This is a genomic window from Rhodococcus ruber, assembly GCF_027270735.1.
Lineage (GTDB): Bacteria > Actinomycetota > Actinomycetes > Mycobacteriales > Mycobacteriaceae > Rhodococcoides > Rhodococcoides rubrum_A.
The window spans coordinates 85,765-107,174 of sequence record NZ_JAPWIJ010000009.1 but is presented as its reverse complement, the minus strand read 5'-3'; the positions used below and the strand labels follow the sequence as shown (position 1 = coordinate 107,174).

Below are 21,410 nucleotides of genomic sequence, written 5' to 3'. Positions count from 1 at the left end.
TTGCCTGAAACAGCCGTCAGTCAATTCGTTCATGCTGACCGTGAAGGCTGCAGGTGCGATTCACCTATTCTTCCTTCAGCCGACCGCACGTTGCGTTTCAAACTGCCATCTTTGCAGGCGGAAGCACTGGGGTGTCGCTTATGACCGTGACTGACTTCGATTCTCAAGTCAAAGCCACGTACAGTTCCGGTTCACTTCCTCATGGTCAACCTTGACGGCGACTCTTAACGCCTGCGGGACCACAACGCCAGATCGAAGAAGCTCCGCAAAGCCGTTACCGGAACCCGCCAACCACTGCAGTGAAACCAACGATGAGTTGGAAATTCGCTGAGTCTAGTCAAAACCGCGGGTCGTTCAAACTCGAAATGCGGAAACTCGCTCAACCGACCAGACACGTTTCGCCAGCTCAAGGACAAGCTGGCGCCTCTCCGCTTGTTGATCGGCACCGAAGTCGTCGTAGGCTTTGAACCCAAGGCCTTCGCGTTGAATAAAGTTTCTGAACTGAGGTTGGTGCTGGTACGCGGCTTTGGTGAGACTCGCCGCGTACAGGTTCTGCTTCGCATAATGAGGCGACTTTTCTTCGAAGGTGCGATCTTGGTAGCTGCGGTTGACGTCTGCGGGTAGAAGCACAAGTCCGCCTACGTTGTTTCGGACGTTGTCAAACTCCTGCTCGTTTGCTACCTCGTCAGCATACCTACGATACTTATCAGCCCAAACATGTTCGATGTCGAAGGCGTTCTTCTGCTTCCGGTCGACATACTTGTCGAAGATGTCGGGCTTCCCGGACTGTACGTCGGTAAAGGCGGTCAGACGCGCAAGTAGGTGATAGATGTACCTGCGACTGAACTGGTTTAGCCGCAATTCTGTTACGCCTCCACGTCCCCTCGATTGGCTACCATCAAATGAAACATCGTCACTGGACAGCTTCGCGACCAATATATCCACGAGCTCATTTACTGACTTCCTCCTTATCTCCTTGCAGAGAATCCACATGGCATAACTCACAGCCGAGTATCCCACCCGGACGTAGTTGACCGTTCGACGCATTATCCAAATATCAAGATATGTAGCAGTCGCAGCCAATTTACGATTGACCGTGTCGTCGTCGTCCATCGGATCAAGAGACGCCAAAAGGACAGTGCTTTGCCAAGTAAAGTCGTTGTGTGCATTGAAGAATAGAGACTCCAGCCCGGACGTGTAATTGCGGCTGGCGTCTTGTATTTTGAGGTACGCACGTGCGAAAAATGGAAAGCTCTCAGTCATTAGAAGGTAATTGTCTGCAGACGAACCCACGCCCACAACAGTAGCGTTATCGCGAATCCACCTGTGAAACGCTGTGCCAATCAGCTCCCAATCCATATCAATCGCTCCAGCTTTGCGGTCTCGAATGGTCTCGGCATACTGGCTTCTCAACCATGCTTTAACAAAGCTCGAATCGCGTTCCGGGTTCGGCTCCGATGCCCATGAGATCAGTTCCGATACAGTCTTCTTCCATTTCCCATTGGCATCTGCCCGCTGAGCTGTGTCCGCAATCGAACCGAGAAGGTACGCTTTCAGCATGTCAACCGGACTTAGCGGCTTTCCGCGATCGTTCATAGTCTCGAAGATCGAGTAGGCATGCGCGTCTGAGTCGGTGGCAATCTCAATCAGTCCGACATTATTAAGAAGCCAGTATATAAATGACTCCAATCCGTCACCAAGGCCCTCGATCAATCCGATGTTTTCAATGTCCCGGTACCGGTCGATGATGTTTTGCACAGATTCTTCTTTGCCGTCCGGGTTGTACTCCTCGCCACCAAAAAGTGCGCGAATCACCGGAACACGCTCCGTCACGTCTAAGTTAAACTGTCGCTCGCCATAGTTGTCGGAGAAAATTAGCGGTTCAATTGTCGAAGCCACTGCGAAGTTGCGCTCTTTCGCTTCGCGATACAAGAATATGAGAAAGAGAGTCAACGAAGTGACTCTCTGTTGCCCATCGACGAGAAAATTTTTACCTACCCTCTTGGTGACAATGATCGAGCCAAGAAAATAGTCCGGATACTCGCTAGCATTTTTGGGGGTGTCACCAGCCCGGTAGGCAGACTCGAACTTACCTTGAAGGTCAGTAATCAATTCCTCGATATTCTGTTGGCTCCATTTATACTCGCGCTGATATTCATCTATGGAAAAAGATCGACTCTGAAGCAACTGTGTGACAGTTCGATAATGCGGCGTAATGCTACCCATGATTTTCTGTCCTATCTTAGTAAGAATTTGATTGCGGCCGCTCTCCACACCACAATCCTTCAATCGGGGACCGCGATGGCAGTACAAAGATCCGATTCAGCTGGCACTCCCGTCCCGCGCGTGAAGGACCTTCGAAATCGCTTCCTTCTCGATTTGACTGACCTGCCCCGCAGACACCCCGACGCCCGCCGCGATCTGAGGGTAAGTCCGCCGATCATCTCCGTCCAGGCCGTATCTAGCGATGACGACGGCAACCTCTCGCTCCTCGAGAATCGCCAGACCCCGCAGCACCTGGTCGACCTCGTCCATCGTCGGGCTGGCAGTCGTTCGTCGCAGAAGCTCTCGGATGCCGGACCTGTCGTTGTCGAGGCCGACCGCTGGCGGCTCGTCGTCGACGATCCTGAAGGCGAGTTCCTCTAATGATCGATCGTCGCGTCTATCCGTGTTTCGAAGAGCAGCAATCTGATTCATCGAAACAGTCCAACGGGCCAGCGTCTCGACCGCACCCTCAACGTCGACGGTCACGACCTCAGTCGCCGCGGATATAAGCTCGTCGAGATACGTACCGCGAGTGCCGATCTTCGGATCCTCGATGGTACCTTCCATGTACAGGACGACAACGTTGGTCGGGCACGCCGAATCGCGAGTTCCCACTACCCGACCCATTCGGTGCGACAGCGAATGACGGGTGCGACTGGACGACGCAAGCACCGCAATATCTGCACCGGGGATTGCTGTCATGGCATCCAGTTCGGCAGGCACAGTCAACACGCTCATCACGCCTTCCTCGAAGCTCGACTCCAAGTCTTTGCGGTCACCTGCGTCGAGTCTCGCTGAGAAAGGCGCTGCAAGGATCCTCTCCTCCAACAGAACTTCTGCCAGTCGGCTTGCCAACGAACTGGTTTCGGTAAAGACGAGCGTATGTCCGCTGCGTTTGAACACTTGCGAGAGTTCACGCAGAGCGAAAATTTTACCGATGCAGCCGTCGACAGAGTTCCGGCGTTCATTGATCGACGCCTGATAGCGGCGGGCGGCCTGCGTGCCGGAATCCGACGAGGGCCCGTCCGCCAATCGTCGAACGTCCGACTCAAAGTTGTCTTCGCTGTTCGTGCGGCATCGGTATCGCCGAACAAGGTCCGAACGCGTACGACTCGCGGCTTCATCGTGTTTGGTGTAGCGCTTCAGCTCTTCAGCCTTGAACGGCACTCCAACCATCAGCACTCGCAGAGGCGCTGAATGGCCGTCTCGTCGAGCTCTTTTGTAGTCGCAGCCAACAATGACTGCATCGAATTCTTTTGCGAGTGAAGTCGGTACCCAACCCGCAGCATAGTCCGCCAACCCCAGGCGTTCTTGGAACCGGTGACTAGACAGCTCACTGCGCTCGGCCGCAACCAAGAGATGAACGTCGTCAATTACAAGCAAACCACCTGTGCGTCGCCCAGCATGCCGGAGCCGCCTCAACGATCCGGCCTCCGCGACAATCACATCCGCATCCTGGTCAGTCTGTGCGTCCAAATTTTCGATCGTTGCGGTCGGTGCCCTTTCCGCCAGCATCTGAATCCATGCCACGGCGGCGTCCGAATCCTGGACGACCACAACCGATTGCAGCCTACGGTTCAACGCTGCAACGACGGCGGTGGCACCCACCTCGGTCATGCCTGCACCTCGCACTGCCTGCACCACGCCGGTATTGCCAGCTCGCTGCCACTGCAGCAGAGCCTCAGCCTGCCACTGTCGGAGCGGACGCACTGCATTTGCCGTCTTCATAGATGACGATTCTTGATCCACACCGATGTATTTCCGTCGGTCTGCTTCACCAGCCTTCGGTCCTGGACGAGTTCAGCAAGAACACCTTGGACTTCGGCAGGCGTGAATCCCGTGACCCTGCACGCGCGTGAGATGTTCAGCTTCGTTCCGACGTCCCACGCCGCAGCTACAAGCAGCTGTTTAGCGACGGCGATTTCGGGTTTGGGTAATTCTTTGCTTCTTGCATTCTTGGACTCGGCAGCTGCGGGCTCGGTGGCAACCGAGGTCGACGGTCTCGCCAGCGTGTAGGTGCCATCGTCTTCTTCGAGCAGTCCTTCGCTCACCAACCCTCGCCCGACCGCGCGAACAATGTCATCTGAGACGCTTAATTCGGTAGTAATTTCATGGGCCGTCACGGCTGCTTCGGCAGCACGTGCGATCAGCTGCTCTCTGATGTCTTTGCGCGACACAATCTTGTGAGCCTGCGGGTCTCGCGTCGGCGCAGCGTCTTGCACGTTCGATTCGGACTCGACTCGAAGCGGTCGGACACTGTAGTGAAGTTCGGCGCCGCTCCCCTGCGTCACTAGCCGGCGTTTCAATACAAGGTGATTCAAAGTGTCGTCGAGAGCACCCTCACCAACTATCAAGCGTCTTTCGAGTTCTGATTGAGTCGCTCGTCCTCGCTGCAGCTCCTTCATTACACCCGCTTCGAAGACGCGCGGTTGAAGCCTTACCGACGAATCGGCGGCAGCTCCCCGGTGTTCAGGCTCTCGATCTGATTGGCCAACCGCCGCGGGAAGAGGTCGATCGCTTGCTCGTGCCGCGGTTTCCCGCGCTGGTGTCGGGACAGCCACAACGCGCGGCGTCGGCACCACGGGTAATGCTGCAAGCGCCTCTTCCTCTGCTACTTCCTCGACGATCGACTCGTCCGCGGTCAGTACAACCGGCGACCATGCCGGCACCGCTTCATCCACTGCAGCTGCAGCCACGGAATAGGGTGATATACCTAAATCGTCGAGCGTTTCCCACAGCGTCGACAGGGCAGCTGTTTGATCCAGGTAGTACTCGGACTCACGAACCCGCCAGAACGTCCACCCGACCCTCTTGATCTCCTGCTCGCGTTCGAGATCTGCGCGGACCTGCTCAGGAGTCGAATGCCAGGCGTCGCCGTCACATTCGACTGCGATGCGCGATGCACCGCCGGTGACGACGAGGTCTAGTCGCCGGCCGTTCACTTCGACCTGAGGGTTGATGTGGTAACCGCGGGCGACAATGTCATTGAACACCCGCTGCTCGAAGAGGCTGTCGAAGGGTGCCTGCCGAACATCACGGCTGACGTTTTCCGGCATCGCTGCAGCGGGGGCCGGAGATGTCGAACTGACGTACGTCAGAAGCGACTGACGAAGGTCGGTCGACCTCAGGCGATCGGCGGTCACCGAATGGAACAGCCAGAGCTGGTCCTGAGCACGCGACGCCGCGACATTAAAACGTCGTTGAAACTCGCTCTTGGTCAGGGATGCGAAGTTGTGCTCTGGTGCAACGACCATCGACAGCATGATGACGTTTCGCTCATCGCCCTGGAAGTCGGGCGGGGTTCCTACTCTGAGACGCCTTTCCTCCCATACTTCAGTGCTGACTTTGGCAAGAAGCAGGTTCCTGATCACGTCGACCTGCGATTGTCCCTGCAGCACAACAACACCGAAAGTCTTGTCGTCGTAGGCAGGGTCGTCGAAACATTCGATCATTTGATCGACGAGGGCTGCTGCCTCAGCTTCGTTTCTCAGCGTCGCGCTTTTGCCTGCGTTGATCGCGCCTTCGACATATGTATGAGCGAGCGGGGGGAGACGGTCGGCTCCGAACTGCCTCACGGGAATTAACGGCGAGTCGCGGTAGAACTGGTTGCTCGACCAGTTGATGATCTCAGGCATACAGCGGAAATGCTCCCGAAGGCGCACAACTTGGCCGAATCTGGTGCGCAACATGGAGAAGAGACTGGACCGCGGAGTCAGGGTGGTGCGCACATGCTCGGGCAGGTCGTGCAAGTAGAGATCCAGTCGGTCGAAAATTACGTCCAACGCGCCGCTCGACACCTCGCTCGGTGTGCACTGTTTGTCGTCCCCGACGACGATGACGCGCGGAGCAAGCCACAGCAAGAACAGGCTCGTGATATCTGCCTGGCTTGCTTCGTCGACGATGACGACGTCGAAGGAATTCGGCTTGGCGGGGATAGAGTCAAGAACCTGCTGCAGAGGCATGACCCAGGCCGGCACCGCGCTCTGCGCTTCGATCATGGCCGAACGCGCTGCGCTGCTGTACTTTTCTGCATATTTTCCTGTGCCCATACCGAGATTCGAGATGTGGTCCCGGTAAGTCTGCAAGGCCTGAACCTCGATGGCGGTCATTCGTTTCAAGGAGTCTCGCCAGGCGCTGGCAGCTGCGAGCTGGGAGGTCAGCTGAGCGATATCAGCGTCGAGTGCATTGAGGTCAGCGTCGAGTTCCTGCTCGCGTCCGGTCCGATGCTGATCGATGACCCACTCTTGCGCACGTCGCCATGCCCACGCCTTCTCAAGGCCCCAGCCGATGCCGTCCCATTGCTCGTCGTTCGCCGTGCTCCGCACGAGCTTTGCAAGGTTCGGCGCAACGTTGCTGAGCCGTGATTCGAGCTCACTCAGCCGTATCTGATCACGTGTTTCGTTGCAGGCCAGGATGTAAAGCTCGCCGGCCGTTGCGAATAGGTCCGTATCGGCCGCTGCCAAGGTACGGATGAGCGCATCGCCCTCCGGCGAAGGTGCGCGATCGAACTCGATGGACACGGCGCGAACCAAGGCGTCCAGTTCCCGACGTGCATCCTCGACATCGGCACGGGTTGCGATCGCACCGGCGGCACCTGCAATCGACGATGCTTCGGTCAGAGACCGAACACGCGGATAGCTCAGCGAGATCGAACGGAGGGTACTCGCAAGCTCATCCCTCGCGGTCGCCACCGCGCGCAACTGATCCAGAGCCCGGAGGGTGGACTGCAAGCTGTTGACCTGAAAGCCGCGCGATCCGTCTGTGACGACCGGAATGCGTAAATCAGCGAGAAGCGTTCCGGCGTTCCGGATCGCAGCCAAAGCCCTGACGTGTTCGGCGGCTGCGCGGGCCGCCGATGCGCTCGACACGGGCGAGCCATCGATCGTTGCCGTGATTCCGGATTGCTCGAAGGCCTTCTGCTGCTCACTCTTGAAGAAGCGACCAGGTTTCCATTCGGAGCCGGCTTCCAGTGCTGCTGCGAGTTGGTCGAGCACGGAGAGGGCTTGACCCGATGTATCGGAGCTGTGGACGTCGCGATGACCCACGACTGAATCGGCTTGGACAGCCGCGTCGAGCAGCGCAGGCAGTCCTGCAACACGTGCCCACAAGTAGTCGGCCTGTCCGGACAGGACCTCGTCGGCGAGCTGCTGAAAGTGAGGTTCGAGCTCGCGCACGTCATCGACTCGGCCGTCCAATGTTTCGCACAGCTCGCGAACACGTTGTGCTGTTGGTGGATCTACACCGTCGAGAATCTGGATCAGTTGAGCGGATTCGGCTCCCTGTGTAGCGATCTCGGTAGTGACTCGGCGGAACAACTTCTCCAGCGTCTGACTATCGGGAAGGAGCGTGTCGATCGGTGGCAACGGCCGCGGCGGGCGGCTATCGCTGGTCGTGGAAGCGGAATTGATCAGCGCACGCAGTTCATCTATTTCGGCACCGGTCAGGGGCGACTCGTTCGCGAGCAATGGTCCGGGTAGCCAGCTGAAGGCTTCTTCGTTTGCCCTGACCTCCTTCACGATTGCAGCGGCGGTACCGGAGTAACCAGGGGCAATCCGAGGGTGCTGGTACGTCTCGGATTCGCGAAGTGACCGGATGCGTTCGAGGATCGTCGACCGATTCTGACGGGCCCGCTGCCGTCGAACCGCAAGGTCGTCGATGCGTTGATCTTCGGCTCGTTCGTTGAACGAAGACTTGCGCTCTGCAATCGTCGCAACGCTCTTGTTCAGCTCGTGGGATCCCCCGCGCGCCAGATCGGTGATGGACACGCACAGCTCTTGCATCTCGGCCGGGAGCTTGTCGCGCAGCACGCGTAGTGCCTGAGACTTCTCACTGGTGACCAACACTCGTTGTCCGCGTGCGAGGAGTGCTGAGACGAGGTTCGCAATGGTGTGTGTCTTACCGGTTCCCGGCGGGCCCTCTACGACGACTCCGCTGTCGCGGCCCAGGCGTTCCAGGATCTGCGACTGCTCGGCGTTGGCAGGTAGGGGAAAGAGCGGATCGTCAGCAAGCGTCGATGATGCGGATGCACCCAGCCGCTCCAGCCAGTCGAGACGGTCGTGTGGCTCGATGGCTTCGACAAGCTGTGCGAGACCAAGCGGAACCGGCGAGTCGTCGCGCTCAACGTCCACGATCATTTTCTCGTAGTACTCGACCAAGGCGAATGCACCACGCTTACGCAAGACCAGCGCTGGCGATGGTGTGAGGGTCCTGTTTGCAGTCGGGGCCGGCTGTTCGTTCTCGTCGTTCACGTCGATCGTCTGATTCAGCGCGCGCGGTGCCCACTCCTTCAAGAACTTCAACACCCCCTCGCTCAGCGGTGACGTCGCATGCTCTCGCAGGACCTCTTGCAGTCCCAGTGACCCGGACGGGTCGAATTCTTCTCGGCCGGTGAGAAGTTGCGTGTCTTCGAGCCTCGGTGAGCTCAGCGAAGTCAGACGCACGACCAAGTCACCCGACGCTTCGTCCCTCTCGACACCGGCACTCTGCGTCACGATGTGCGTTCGCATCGACAGCTTGGGGTCTGGTGAGCTGACATTCAACAACCCCGAAGCCAGCACGAGCTCGATGGACTCCGGGCGAGCTGCGAGCTCTTGCATCATCATCTGCAACGCTGTGTATAGCTCCGCTTGGGGCCGACGGATGCGGTCTGATGCTGCCCACGTTTGCCACTTCGGCAGCCATTGCGAGAACTCTCGACGTAATCCGGATGCTTCGGCGGAGTCCCGAGACACCAGTCCGCCGGAGACCTGTCCCGTTTCTGCTAGAGCTATTGACGGCGTGCGGCTGTCTGCGACTTCTTTCGGGTCCAGCCAGCCCGTGAGTGATGCCGGAACCTGCGGAGGATCTTCGACGCTGACACGCGGAGCGCGAACAGCTACTCCACCTTGCTCAACCGATACGTCGATCTGAGTGACGCGGTCGTAGCGGTACAACCACTCGACCTGAGCATGCTCGTGAACACGAAGAATGGGGCTGGTTCGGGACTTCACGATCTCGCGAAGAAACTGCATCAGGCGCTTCACCCGACTCTTGAGCTCTGCGTCGTGCTCGCGACCAGCCAATGTCTACTCCAATAACCGAACTCCGAGGCGACGTACTCGCCCTGCCGTCAATGTATCGGTTGAATCGGACATTTGTTTCGCAAGCCGAAGAGGAAATCGGAGATGATCACAGCGTCCTGCGGTTTCGTGCCGACGTTCATTCGATTGGATGAACGTGAGCTAGGGGGCGTCAACGCTGTCGGACCGATAGTGCAAAGTGACCCGAGACCCTGATGGCTATGAATTAGACCAAGCACTTACAGAAGGCACGTGAGATGAGAATTGTTTTCCTGCACGGCATTGGCGACGGCGACCCGACAATGGGCTGGCTCGACGGGCTCAACCGAGGCCTGATGCAGGCAGGTCATCCGCCGGTGGAAAAGGAACGCGTGATTGCGCCTCGGTACCGGTCGCTCCTGAACACTGCGGGTGTCTCGGCCAAGGTACCTCCGGTCACGTACAAGCCCAAGGACGACGCTTCCGGACGTCGTGAATTCGAGAGACGCCAGGCGAAGGTCCAGCGCAAGCTGGGGTCGGAGTCGGGCGTCCGATCGTTCGGCTTCGACAGAGTTCCAGAGGCCCCTCTTTCCATCCTCCAGGAAGCTGCCATCAACGCCATTCCCTGGTACGACCTCCCGCAAGTCAAGCGGTACATGCAGAGCGAAGGCACCCGCGGGGCGATTCTCCAGCTGATTCTCGACAACCTTCCGGGAAGCGGCGACATCATCCTCGTCGGCCACAGCCTGGGAAGCGTCGTGGCAATCGACCTACTCGACAACTTGCATGAAGGACTACACGTTCGCCGCTTCATCACAATCGGTAGTCCGGCAAGTTCTCGGCCGCTGCACGAGAACAGCGACCGGCTTCTCAAGAAATTCCCCTACGCGCGAGTCGACGACTGGACCAACTTCTTCGACAGACGAGACGTCGTGACTGGTGGGCGCGGGCTCGCGTCGACGTTTCCGGGCGCGCAGGATTTCACCATCGATATCGGCGGACAGCACGGAGCAAGCAAGTATCTCGGGCACCCTTCGGTGTCCGGCCTGATAGCAGATGTGCTGTATCCGACAAAGGCAGTGGCCCTTCGGGAGTCAGGCATCGCTGTTCGACTAGGGGACAACGAAGCCAGCATTTTGTTGTCACTTCACTTCGGACATGCAGTTCAGCGGCACATCAAGGACAAGAACGCCGCCGCCCGATATGCAGACGCGCTGAGCGCGCAGCAAGACGAAGTGGTCGCACAGATCGAAGCCGCAGCCGCAGCGTCCGATACGACTGTCGCACCCGAGTTGTACGAACTCGCGCGAGGCACAGTTCCGACGCTTCCCCATCGGTGGGAACTACATGAAGCAGTCAGCGAGCTCGTTGTGCTCGCGATGACCAACTTGATCGAACCGTACGAGATCAATGTAGAGCGCGCGCCGAAAGATGCACTTGCCGACCTGACCGTCGAATTGGGGTTCCAGCGTTCAACCGGCACCAAGATCGGAAGTGCAATCGAAGATGTCCAGGGCTACGTCAGCCGCAAAGGAGGGGTGCCGTGGGGACGTGTACTCACCGCGGCAGCCGGTGTCGCAATCGTCGCTGCTGGACCCGTCGGGCTGATTGTTGCGGCACCCGCCGGCGTTTTCGGTGCCGCCGCACTGACCGGTGGTCTGGCCGCTCTCGGCCCAGGTGGCATGGTAGGCGGCCTTGCCATGCTCGGTGGACTCGCCGGAACGGGAGCCGCCGTTGCGACGACAGCGGCAACGGCGGGCGGAGGTCCGGCCCAACCGATCAACGACTCGAACACTTTGGTACTGCGCGTAGCCGTGGAGCACGCTCGAAGGATTCTGGAACTACCCTACGACGAGGATCTCTGGTACCAGATCACGGACCTGGAGACGCAGCTCTCTGCACGGATCAACCGTTTGTCCGTCTACAGCGACCCGAAATCCCCAGCACTCGAAGCGTTGCACTCAGGAAAGTTCACCGTCTCGCGCCTGCTCGCGTTCATGCTCGAAAAGGGTCTCGGCCCAAAGGCACTCGTAGCCGCGGAGTCGGAAACAGATCGACTCCTGCTCGAAGAGAAGAAGCCTATCGAGGAGCGGAAGTCGATTGAATCCTGACGAGAAGGCCCGAAAATTTTGTCGATACCGTGTCGTCCACCCAGTCGAATCCAAGCCCCGTGCCGACCATCAAGTGCATGTTGGTTCAGTGAAAGAACGTAGCGAAGCAGTAGGCCCGCGATTCGCCACAAACGAGGCGGTTCGGTTCGTCGATTCGTGATCAGCGAACAAATTCCGAAATGTTGATCTTCGCATCGAATGACAGTTGTGTGGCGATGAAGTCGTTCAGTTTCTCGGGATCCGGATCGTTGCGTACCGCCTCGTCGAGAACGTCCCACGTATCGAAATCCGCTTCGTCGGCGAAGGTGATGACGCCGATTCCGTGTTCGGTTGCGACTACACGTACGTCCTCGACTGCCGCGCTCAAGCTGTTGGACCGCATAGCTGGTACCTGGAGTAAGACGTATGAATGTGTTGCCGCACGGCGATGTGCCAGTGCCTCGTACACAGCCGTGATGCCGATGTAGTCTGCGGGCTTCACCTCGAACGTCGTCACTTCCAAAAAGCTCCCCGGCAGATAGTCGTACTTCTTGAGATTTACAGCGACGATGTCCGGTCGAGTCCACGTGCCGCCGGTCTTCTTACTGCCCTGACTCGAGGTGTCTTCAACTGCGAGTGCCACGGACCTACGCTGAGCGCTCCATGAGTCAGCGAGTGTGGTGACCAGTGGGCCGTACAAGCTCTTTTCCCTCGACCGTGGCCGGACCACGATCGCGTGCAAATCCGTTGTCTGCCGGGCGGGCTCACCGACCAGAGAGACTTCATCATCGGACACGATTCGCCTCACGCTGCCACCTCCGCCACCACCTATCAACACCAACTGCTTGCTGACCAAGCCTTCACGCGCAGCCCAGTATCGCGGCTTGGCCCAGTTCCCAAGTTTGGTGCGCGCGGCCTTGTTGCCGATCGATGATCCATCTTCCGGTATTGCGAGGTACAGGGAGTATTCGTCGTCGGTCAGCTGCAGTGAGCTCATTGACATCCTTCGGTGCGGCAGAAACGGATCGGGGCGAGTGGGAAAGTGAACGCTACGTCTACATCGAGCGTGCAAGTTCGTTGAGCAATCGGCCAGCCTCGCGCTCGAGGGATCGGAGACCTCGCTTCTCCAGCTGATCCACGATTGCCCGCTTCACTCTCGTCTCTACCGCGACCTGAGACAGGGACCGAGGCTTGGCACCATCGACGCCATATCGCTTGATGAGCACCATCGACTCCCGCACGTCGATCGCAGCCATGCAGCGCAGGATTCCGTCGAGCATGTCTGGTGACGCGTACCGCGCTTCGGTCAGAATCTCTTTCACAGTCAACGACTTCGAGACAGCCGACGAGGACGGTCTTGTCGTCGGGATCATGGTCGATTCCGGCACCACAATGGGCTCGATCGGTTTCAGTGCGATTGCCGGCGTCGGCACGGTCGGAACCGACTGGTCTAACCAATTCCCCAGCACTGCAGCCGCGTCGGCGAGATCGACATCGACGACTTCCTCTGCCACACCGATCAGCTCATCGAGGAACGCTTCATGTGCGCCGAGGTTCGGGTCCTCCATCGTCCCCGCGACATACATGATGACGAACGCCGCCGGCCGGCCGTCGGGCTTGAGACGCAGGATGCGGCCCATTCGCTGAATCATCTGACGCTTCGAGCTACTGCTGGCGATGATGACGCCGACATCGACGGCGGGCACGTCGATTCCCTCATCCAGCACCCGCGGAGCAACCAGACTCGTGAGCTCGCCGCTGCGGAATTGCTTGAGGATTCGCGTACGACCCACCCGATCCAGCTGACTCGAATACTGATGCGCAGCAATGCCTCCGGCCTTGAGAACGTTCGCGCCCGCGAGCGCAGACTCCTTGGTCTCGGAGAAGACGATCGACCGTTCCGACTTCGCCAGACCTGGCGTGATCGCTGCGAGAGCCTGCAGCTTGCCTTCACAATCCGCGAGCAACGCTCGCCGCTTGCTGAAGGCGGACAGGTACTTACTCGCCACCCGACTTGCCGGCAAGTGTCGCTCCTTGCTCAGCTCGACGGCGGTCTTCATGAACTCGCCGAAAGGGTCTGATGTACAGCCGTAGTCGAAGATCAGCTTGTTTCGCAGCGACTTCGCCTGATCGTCGAGTTCCTGAAACCGATTGACCTCCGCCGGGGAGAACGGCACCGCGACCGTCATGACGCGTACCGGTGCCAGAATCTTGTCTCGCCTCCCCCGCGCCGTGTCGCAGCCCTTTACGAGGTTCTCGAAATACGGCAACAGATGCGTGTCGACACCGTCGTCCTGGCGCTCCAAGGTGGCCGTCAGGCCGAGCCGCTCCTCGAAGCGGCTCGTGAGCACCTTCGCGAACGACCCTGCACCGTAACGATGCACCTCATCCGCCACCAGGAGTGAGCCGGAACGCGGCATCGGGGCACCGGCACGGACAGCAGATTGGATTGTGGTGATGATGACGTCATACTGCCGGAACACATCGCTGTGGCCGTTGCCGCGACGCCCGATCCGCACACTTGGTAACGCCGACACCATCGAGGTGTACCACTGCTCGAGCAGATCGATACTCGGCACCACGACCATCGCCTGCCGCCCGCGGCTGACCGAATCCAGCACGGCAGCCAAGCCGACGTGCGTCTTGCCGGTGCCGGTGACGGCCTCGACGATTGCCCGGTAGCCATTGGACTTCCAGGCCTCGAAGGCCTCCCTCTGCCACTCCCGCAATCCATCGGTGCGGTTTGCTACCTGTGTCATCGTGCCGACTCCGGTCGTACCCATTCTTCGACACCTGCGCTTTTGCGCAGTGACAGTCTCCTCAGCAACACCAAATCCGAGAGCAGCTCCTCGGCTTTAACCCGCGACAGTCCTGTCACTCGCTGACAACGTTCGGCCGTCAACGGTGAGTCCGGCCTCGCAGCAGCGACAACAATTTCCCGCGCTCCCGCCCAAGATGCAGCCGGCAGAGCATCGAGTTGCGCTTGTAAAGACACGCTCTCTGCCGCCACCGTAGGCACTGTGGTTCGACGGACCTGACGCGGCATCGATTCGGGCGCAGGCCCAGACGGCCGAACTTGCGCTGCCTTCAACGCAGCATCACGAGACTTGATCTCCGCGATCGCATCGAGCACGGCCTCGGCCGTGACCTCACAATCCTGAACCGTTTGCGAAACAGAGAACTTGTTGCGCTGCAACGAATACCGAATAGCGGCGATGAGATCTTCACGCGGCATAGAACGGACTGGAGCTTGCTCCACGGCTACCTCGGGCGAAGCTTCCGCTGCTTCGGCATTCGGAGGGTCATCTCCGGTGACATAGTCGTCGTCATCCTCGACGGCGTCGGGTTCGTCGTCGAGCACCTCCTCCGGGGTTTCGATGACCTCTGGCAAAGGCGCAAGTTCGACGTCGACATTCTGCGACGGCGCGGGGGCTTCCACGTTGAGGAGCTCGATAACTTCGTCGTCCGGCTCGGCATCCTCCTCATCACCCACCAAAGCGATCGGAGCCCAAAGTGATTCAGACTTGCCTTCGACGGAGATCGCGACCTCGTCCGGCAGCACGCCCACCGAATCCAGTACTTCGGTAATGGCGTCGAGGGTCAGTTCGGGATTGAGACCGAAATCCGATGCCCGCACGCGGTGGAACGTCCAGCCGCAGCGCCGCAGCTCGAATTCGCGTTCCATGCGATGCAGCAACTCAGACCCGTCGACGTCGCTGTCGTCGTCACACTCAATCGCGACTCGAGCGGCCGCACCTGTGACGACCAGATCGATCGATATATCGTTTACGTCCACCCGAGGGTTGACGTGATAGCCACGATCGACGAGACCCAAAAAGGCCCGTTGTTCGAGAAGCGATCCGAAGTCCGGGTGGCGGTTATTCGGCGTGACGCCTTCCGGCATAGCCGGGACCGGGACGGTCGGTGCGGCTTCGACATACGAAAGCAGTGAGCGTCGAAGGTCATTCGCGGACAAATTCTCCGCTGGAACGGAATGGAATAACCACAGCTGATCTCGCGCGCGGGTAGCGGCTACGTTGAATCGTCGCTTGAACATGTCTGTCGTCAACGCACGGGACTTGGATCCCGGCGCGATAACCATCGACAAGAACACCACGTCGCGCTCATCGCCCTGAAAGTCCGGCGGTGTCCCAACGCGAATCCGCCGCTCGTCGATCTGTTCCGACGGCACTCGCTCGAAGATCAAGGATCGGATGAGGTCTGCTTGCGCCGCGCCCTGCAGCACGACAACTCCGAAGGTCTTCTCCTCGTAGTCGGGCTCGGCAAGGCAGACAACAAGCTGATCGACGAGCGCGTTCGCTTCTCCCGTGTTGGTCAACCGTGTGCTGGAGCCGGTGTTCGAGGCATCCTCGACGAACATACTGCGCAGTGGTGCTATGCGATCCGCGCCGAACTGCCGAACCGGCACGAGCGGTTGGTCGCCATAGAACTGGGTCGACGACCACTTGATGATTTCGGGCATCGAGCGGTAGTGCTCACGCAGCCGCACGACGTTGCCAAACCTGGTGCGCAGCATCGAGAACAGGCTCGATCGCGGGGTCATGGTCATGCGCGTCGCGAACGGGACATCGGGCAGATACGCATCCAGCCGCTCGACGACCGTCTCGAGCGTGTAGCTCTGGATGGATGCTGGCGCGCACTGCTTGTCGTCGCCGACAACGATGACGCGCGGCGCAAGCCACATCAGGAACATGCTGGTGATCTCAGCTTGACTTGCTTCGTCGACGATTACGACGTCAAAGGCATTCTGCTGCGGCGGAATCGACGAGAGTACTTGGCGGATCGGCATGATCCACGCAGGCACGGCAGTCTGTGCATCTTGCATGGCTGATCGGGCTGCGACGCGGTAGCGCTGCGACAGCGCACTCGTCCCCAGCCCCGCGTTGGACATGTTCTCTTGGTAGGCACGCAGTGCATTGACCTCACGCCCGGTCATCCGCTGCAAACACGCTTGCCACGCTTGCTCGGCAGCCAGTTGTGCAGTCAATTCCGAGATTTCCTCGTCGAGTGAGTCGAGCTCGGTATCGAGCTCCGCCATCGCGATCGGCGCAAGCTGGTCTTTCGACTCGTCGCCGGTGTCACGGCCGCGCTGATGCTTTTCGATCCATTGGCGAGTCCAACGCCAGACCCATGCGTTACCGAAGTTCTCAGCGAGTGCAGGCCACTCGGCGGTCTCATTTTCGGTGAGATTGCGGGCGAGTGCCGGCGCAGCAGTTTCGAGCTGCTGCATCAGCTCATCGAGGCGCCGTCCGTCGTCACGACTCGGTTCTGGGGCGGTGTAGCTGGCGGCAACCGAAGCATAGGCTTCTGCATCGGCAGACCGTAGCGCGGCGATCAAGGCGTTGATGTCGGCGTTCTGCTCGAGTGCCGACAGACGTTCGGCTCCGGCGTTCAGGGCGGTGCGCGCGGCTGTGGCGCGTGCTTGATTCGCCAAGCCCGCAACTTCGGTCGCGAGTGCAGCAGCCTGAGGCAGGCTAGTCACCGGTGGCACGGTCGGTACAAAAGCACCGAGGGCTGCAACCAGTTCGTCCCGCGCAGTTCCGAGTGCACCCGTGGCCAACACTTGATTCCACACGACGTGCAGCGCATTCACTCGCTGCTCGCGCGACAGGGCGGCATCATCGGGCAGTTCGATGCCGATACCGCGCAGTAAGTTCGCAGCATCGTCGACGGCGACCAGCGCACGGATGTGTTCCGTGACAATGCGGAGGTCGGCCCCGTGAGTGACAACAACCCCGTCGACCTTTGCATTGGCTTCGAGCTTGGCGACCTCGCGTTCCTCATGCGGCGCACGCAACCAGCGCATCCGGTCGAACGGCCCGTTCTCATGCAGCTTCGCGAGTTCATCGAATGCGTTGAGTGCGGGGCGATTGGCCACCTCGGTAGTTACATGATGTGAACCCACAGCTGCATCGGCGTTCACCGCCACCGAAAGCATCGCCGAGACCGTCTGAACTCGGGACCACAGCGGCCCCAGGGTTCCTGCCAGCAACCCGTCGGCGAGAGACACGTACTGGGGTCCGAAGCCTTCGACTGCCCGCGCCCGTTCCGCCAACGAGTGCGCGGATGGTGAAACATACTGCAGCTGGGAATGATCCACGCCAACGAGGTTCGGTAACATCCCAACCGTCGTCGATGTCGCGGCCAAGGCACTGAGGGATCGAACTTCGTCGACCGACAGCAGAAGGTGGCCGATCTGAGGTCGACCCGATGCATCGGTGTCTGGGGTGCTGATCAATCGGACGAGCTCGGCGAACGTAGATGCGTCGAACGGTGGTTGTTCCGCGTGCAATGGGCCGGGGATCCACCCCAGTTGTGATTGTCGCGCATCGAGCTTGTCGATGATCGCGGCCAGCGTACCTGTGTAGGTCGGAGTCGGGGAATGGACGATCGTCTCGGATATCCGGGCTACCTTGATGCGCTCCGTGAGCTTGTAGCGGCGCTCTTTGGCACCGAAGCGTCGTCCGGCAAGATTCTTGATATTACGAGCCGATAAGGTGGGGTCGAAGGCAGCTTTGCGCGCTGCAATCGTCGACACGCTCGCATCGAGTTCGGCTGAGCCGCCCCGAGCCATGTCGGTGATGGAGACGCAGAGATCCTGCAGCTCGACGGGGAGCTTGTCCCTCAGGACGCGCAGCGCCTGCGCCTTCTCGCTGGTGACGAGCACGCGCTGCCCCTGAGCCATCAACGCGGACATCAGGTTTGCGATGGTGTGTGTTTTGCCGGTACCTGGCGGTCCCTCGACGACAACCCCGGTGTCGTTCATCAGTTTGTCGATGATGGTCCGCTGGGCTCGGTTCGCCGGCAACGGAAAGAGTGGTTCGGCGCTCGGAGTCGCGCTGGCTCCGGAGGACAGCCAGTCGTAGCGACTGCTGTCGTCGAGTGTCTCGACGAGTTGTGAAAGCCCGACGGGCAGCGGCGCGCCGTCGTCGAGCGCGGCAAGCATTGCCTCGTAGTAGGACAGCAGCGCGAATGCTCCGCGCTTACGCAGCACCAAGGCCGGCGACATGCGCAACGAGTTGACGCCTGCGGGGTTAGGCTTGTCGTGGTCCTCGATGATCGTGACGGGGTCCGCCAGCGCACTCGATGCCCATTTACGCAGCAACGCCGGCACGGCCGATGAGAGAGACGAGGTGACCGTCTCCCCCAGCTTGCGCTGCAACTTCAGTGAGTCGGAGCGGTCGAAGCCTGCTAGTTCGAGCAGCACCTGAACGTCTTCGAGGCGCGGCGTGCTGGCCGGCGCGAGGGTGACCAGGAGATCGCCGGTGGAATCGTCACGGGTGATACTGGCCTGCTGAGTCACCAGGTGGGTGGCTATCTGCTGTTCGCCGACCGTGGCATTCAGGTAGCCGGAGGCGATGACGAGTTCGAGTGACTCGGGCTGGGTGTCGAGGTCGTGCAGCATGAGGTCAACGGAGCGGAACAACTCAGCGAAGGGCCTGCGTTTGTGGTCATCGATTGCCCAGGCGCTCCAATTCTCCAGCCACCCATTGAACTCGGACCGCAGAGCTGCGGGGGCCTGCGCGGGAAGGATTGGTGGCGTTGCAGTTTCGTCGACCCACGCCTTGAGAAATTCAGGAAGCGCCGGTGACGGCTCGATACCGCGACGTGGGATGCGTGCTGCGACTTCGCCGGGCACGACGTCGACATTGACGTCGAGTGGTCGTGAATCGTCGAAGAGCCACTCGACCCGGGCATCGCTGCCGTAAGTCCGCATCGGCTTGGACTGCGTACCGACGGTTTCACGCAGAAACTCCAACAGGCGACGTACGCGTCCGCGCAGCTCGCTGTCCTCTACACCCGACATGAAATCCTCACGCTCGATCAAACTTGCAACCACCTCAACTTATAGGCAGGCACAGACAGTGCTCAGCGGACTGGCAGCGACTGAGCGCTGGTTGCAGCGTGGCTCGAGGTCATCCACGCTCTCTATCTGCGGTGTTGTGGCCCGCAACCGAATACGACATTTCCGGTGCGGGCCAAGATCCACTGCAAATTCATTCAGTTGAATGAGTCCGCCGAACGTCGGCCGGGTCATAGATCCAAGTTCAGAAGGGGTTCCGGTGACGGTGTCGCGAACGGTAGCCGAGGAATGCGCCGTATTCATCCCTATGTTCGGGGGTTTCGTCGAGGACACAATCCCGGCATCCGGCTTCGAGGGCCGCTACCTTCGACTGCTCAGACACTTCCTGGCAGCGTGCAGACCTCCGTGTCGCGACCCATCGACCGACAGTTTTTGGAAGTCGACGCCTACCGGGCAAACGACGCTACCCGCGGTCCTGATGACATCGACGAGCTTCCACTACGTGACGCAGCGCGATTAGTTCTTGCTGAACTTGTTGCACTGCAGTGGTTCAGACACAGCGCCGAAGGGGTGTGCACGCCCGTTCGCCGGCCTTAAGGGACGGCGTGGCCCGTGACTACTAAGGATTCAATCGCGAATATCGCGATTCAACTGAACACCCAACCGATCAGTGCAGCAACGATGCACAGGAAGAAGATCAGCTCGATCATCCCCTCCGCCGCACCGCTGCCGCCTTTCTTGCTCATTCGCCGCGCGCCCTGCGCCGATCGGCTTCGGAGAACCCCTGGGCCGCAGGCGCTCCGTGCACCTGTGCACGCTTGCGGTTTTGGTAGCTCGCCACCGAATCAAAGGCAGCCGTGACGCCGACCGTCGTCGATACGTACGTCATCGACTTCTCCCGCGCGAACCCGAGATCAGCACCCACTTCGACAGCGTCGATGTTGGAACCCAGGAAAACGAAGTCCCACTGAAAAACACGCTCCTGTTTCGCAATCAGCTCGCGCACAGCAGTATTGGTCCACTCCTTGCTCGCGTTCTCGTGCCCGTCTGTCATCACCAGTACGGTGACCGAGCCAGGGCGGTCGTCCTCCGGTAACCCACTGAGCTCGGCACCAACCTCGGTGACGAGCCGGCCGACGGCGTCGTAGAGGGCAGTCATCCCGCGTGGCTCCAGCACGAGGTTCGGTACTTCCGCGATCGGCTTCGAGCTGTAGACCGACTCGTAACGATCGTCGAACTGCGCCAGTGTGACGACGGTATTGCCGTCGGATTCACGTTCCTTGGCGATGAACGAATCGAACCCGCCGCGGGTGTCGTCGGCGATGGCGTTCATCGAACCCGAACGGTCGAGCAGAGCAGCAACGAGAGAGAGCTGTGTATTGGTCAAAAGAACCTCCTGATGGAAAGTGCGCCGAATGGACGCGGTGAAGATGATGGCCGAACCATACCGAGGGGTACCGACAAGAACTGCGCTATGACGGTCACGCACGTTCCAGCAGGTAGGCCTTCACCTGGTCCCATGTCTCGAACGGTTCGGTGCCGTACCGCAGCCATTCCCCTTCGAATTTGCTGGCACCATTATTGCGTCGGTCGTCTACGAGAAAGTCACCGCGATTCAGATTCTTGTGGTGGGACAGGATCAGTCTCTTGTACGCGACGGATCCTTCGTCGAACCCGAGGTGCTTCTGCACCCACAGCACCTTGTCGTGCCAGGCGCTGGGGTTCTTCCAGGGGGCGGTGGAGAGGATGTAGGTGTCGAACACCGCCGCCAACGTGCGATAAGCGTCGAGCGCGCCGTCAATGGGATCCATCAGCGAGAAGATGTGCGGTACCTCATCGAGATCGTCCGGGTATTTCGCGATATCGGCCGGGTCTGCTCGGTCGATGCCCGACTGGAAGTTCACGAGGGTGTTGTCGAGGTCTACGTAGAGAATTTTCTTGGCCATCGGGCACCTTTCGTCGTGCACCATCGCGGTGCGCTGTCAGGGAAGAAGTCGCGGGAACATCGACACCGCAGGAGACGCAGAACTTGATCCGTTCTGCATTTCGATCATCGCACACGCCTACGACAAGCTGTTGGCGACCGGCCGTCGCCGTGAGCTGTGTCAGACCCGTTCGATAAAGTCAGTCGTATCGCGCCGAGACCCGGGGAGAGCGAAACGGGTTGCGCACCATGTACGCACCGCTCGCGCC

9 protein-coding genes and 1 pseudogene are annotated in these 21,410 nt (G+C 59.7%); 2 read left to right on the top strand and 8 right to left on the bottom strand.

Features of this window, described 5'->3' with window-relative positions:
- Positions 1–198: 198 nt before the first annotated feature.
- Positions 199–303 (top strand): annotated as a pseudogene (locus tag O4220_RS20800) (AAA family ATPase); the annotation flags it as partial.
- 51 nt (positions 304–354) lie between these two features.
- Here O4220_RS20800 and O4220_RS20795 read toward each other — a convergent pair.
- From O4220_RS20795 to O4220_RS20785, 3 genes are all read right to left on the bottom strand, one after another.
- Positions 355–2,274 (bottom strand): DUF262 domain-containing protein, encoded by a 1,920-nt coding sequence (locus tag O4220_RS20795; protein ID WP_269607376.1) that lies wholly within the window; start codon positions 2,272–2,274, stop codon positions 355–357.
- 48 nt (positions 2,275–2,322) lie between these two features.
- Positions 2,323–3,882, bottom strand: a complete 1,560-nt coding sequence (locus O4220_RS20790) for a sigma factor-like helix-turn-helix DNA-binding protein (RefSeq protein ID WP_269607375.1) — start codon at positions 3,880–3,882, stop codon at positions 2,323–2,325.
- Positions 3,883–3,989: 107 nt separating this feature from the next.
- Entirely contained in the window at positions 3,990–9,275 is a 5,286-nt protein-coding gene (locus tag O4220_RS20785) for an AAA domain-containing protein (RefSeq protein ID WP_269607520.1), read from the bottom strand.
- 305 nt (positions 9,276–9,580) lie between these two features.
- On the opposite strand from O4220_RS20785, the gene O4220_RS20780 reads away from it, so the two are divergent.
- Positions 9,581–11,413, top strand: a complete 1,833-nt coding sequence (locus O4220_RS20780; protein ID WP_269607374.1) for a hypothetical protein — start codon at positions 9,581–9,583, stop codon at positions 11,411–11,413.
- A 160-nt stretch (positions 11,414–11,573) separates the two neighbouring features.
- On the opposite strand, the gene O4220_RS20775 is transcribed toward O4220_RS20780, so the two are convergent.
- The 5 genes from O4220_RS20775 to O4220_RS20755 all read right to left on the bottom strand — a co-directional run bounded on the left by O4220_RS20775 (position 11,574) and on the right by O4220_RS20755 (position 21,163).
- A complete protein-coding gene (locus O4220_RS20775; RefSeq protein WP_269607373.1) occupies positions 11,574–12,389 on the bottom strand; it encodes a hypothetical protein in 816 nt (271 codons plus the stop codon).
- 58 nt (positions 12,390–12,447) lie between these two features.
- On the bottom strand, positions 12,448–14,175 hold the full coding sequence (locus tag O4220_RS20770; protein WP_269607372.1) for a DEAD/DEAH box helicase family protein: 1,728 nt from the start codon (positions 14,173–14,175) through the stop codon (positions 12,448–12,450).
- Complete coding sequence (locus tag O4220_RS20765; protein WP_269607371.1) at positions 14,148–19,220, bottom strand: AAA domain-containing protein; 5,073 nt, start codon at positions 19,218–19,220, stop codon at positions 14,148–14,150. Before O4220_RS20765 ends, O4220_RS20770 begins: the two co-directional genes overlap by 28 nt.
- A gap of 739 nt (positions 19,221–19,959) precedes the next feature.
- Positions 19,960–20,604, bottom strand: coding sequence for a VWA domain-containing protein (locus tag O4220_RS20760; RefSeq protein WP_269607370.1), 645 nt, complete (start codon positions 20,602–20,604; stop codon positions 19,960–19,962).
- A gap of 94 nt (positions 20,605–20,698) precedes the next feature.
- Complete coding sequence (locus O4220_RS20755) at positions 20,699–21,163, bottom strand: 5' nucleotidase, NT5C type (protein WP_269607369.1); 465 nt, start codon at positions 21,161–21,163, stop codon at positions 20,699–20,701.
- Positions 21,164–21,410: the final 247 nt, after the last annotated feature.

Coding starts and splice junctions, on each gene's coding strand:
- O4220_RS20790 (WP_269607375.1), bottom strand. CDS start 3,882: ATGACCGAGGTGGGTGCCACCGCCGTCGTTGCAGCGTTGAACCGTAGG.
- O4220_RS20775 (WP_269607373.1), bottom strand. CDS start 12,389: ATGAGCTCACTGCAGCTGACCGACGACGAATACTCCCTGTACCTCGCA.
- O4220_RS20785 (WP_269607520.1), bottom strand. CDS start 9,275: ATGCAGTTTCTTCGCGAGATCGTGAAGTCCCGAACCAGCCCCATTCTT.
- O4220_RS20755 (WP_269607369.1), bottom strand. CDS start 21,163: ATGGCCAAGAAAATTCTCTACGTAGACCTCGACAACACCCTCGTGAAC.
- O4220_RS20780 (WP_269607374.1), top strand. CDS start 9,581: ATGAGAATTGTTTTCCTGCACGGCATTGGCGACGGCGACCCGACAATG.
- O4220_RS20765 (WP_269607371.1), bottom strand. CDS start 19,220: ATGTCGGGTGTAGAGGACAGCGAGCTGCGCGGACGCGTACGTCGCCTG.
- O4220_RS20770 (WP_269607372.1), bottom strand. CDS start 14,175: ATGGGTACGACCGGAGTCGGCACGATGACACAGGTAGCAAACCGCACC.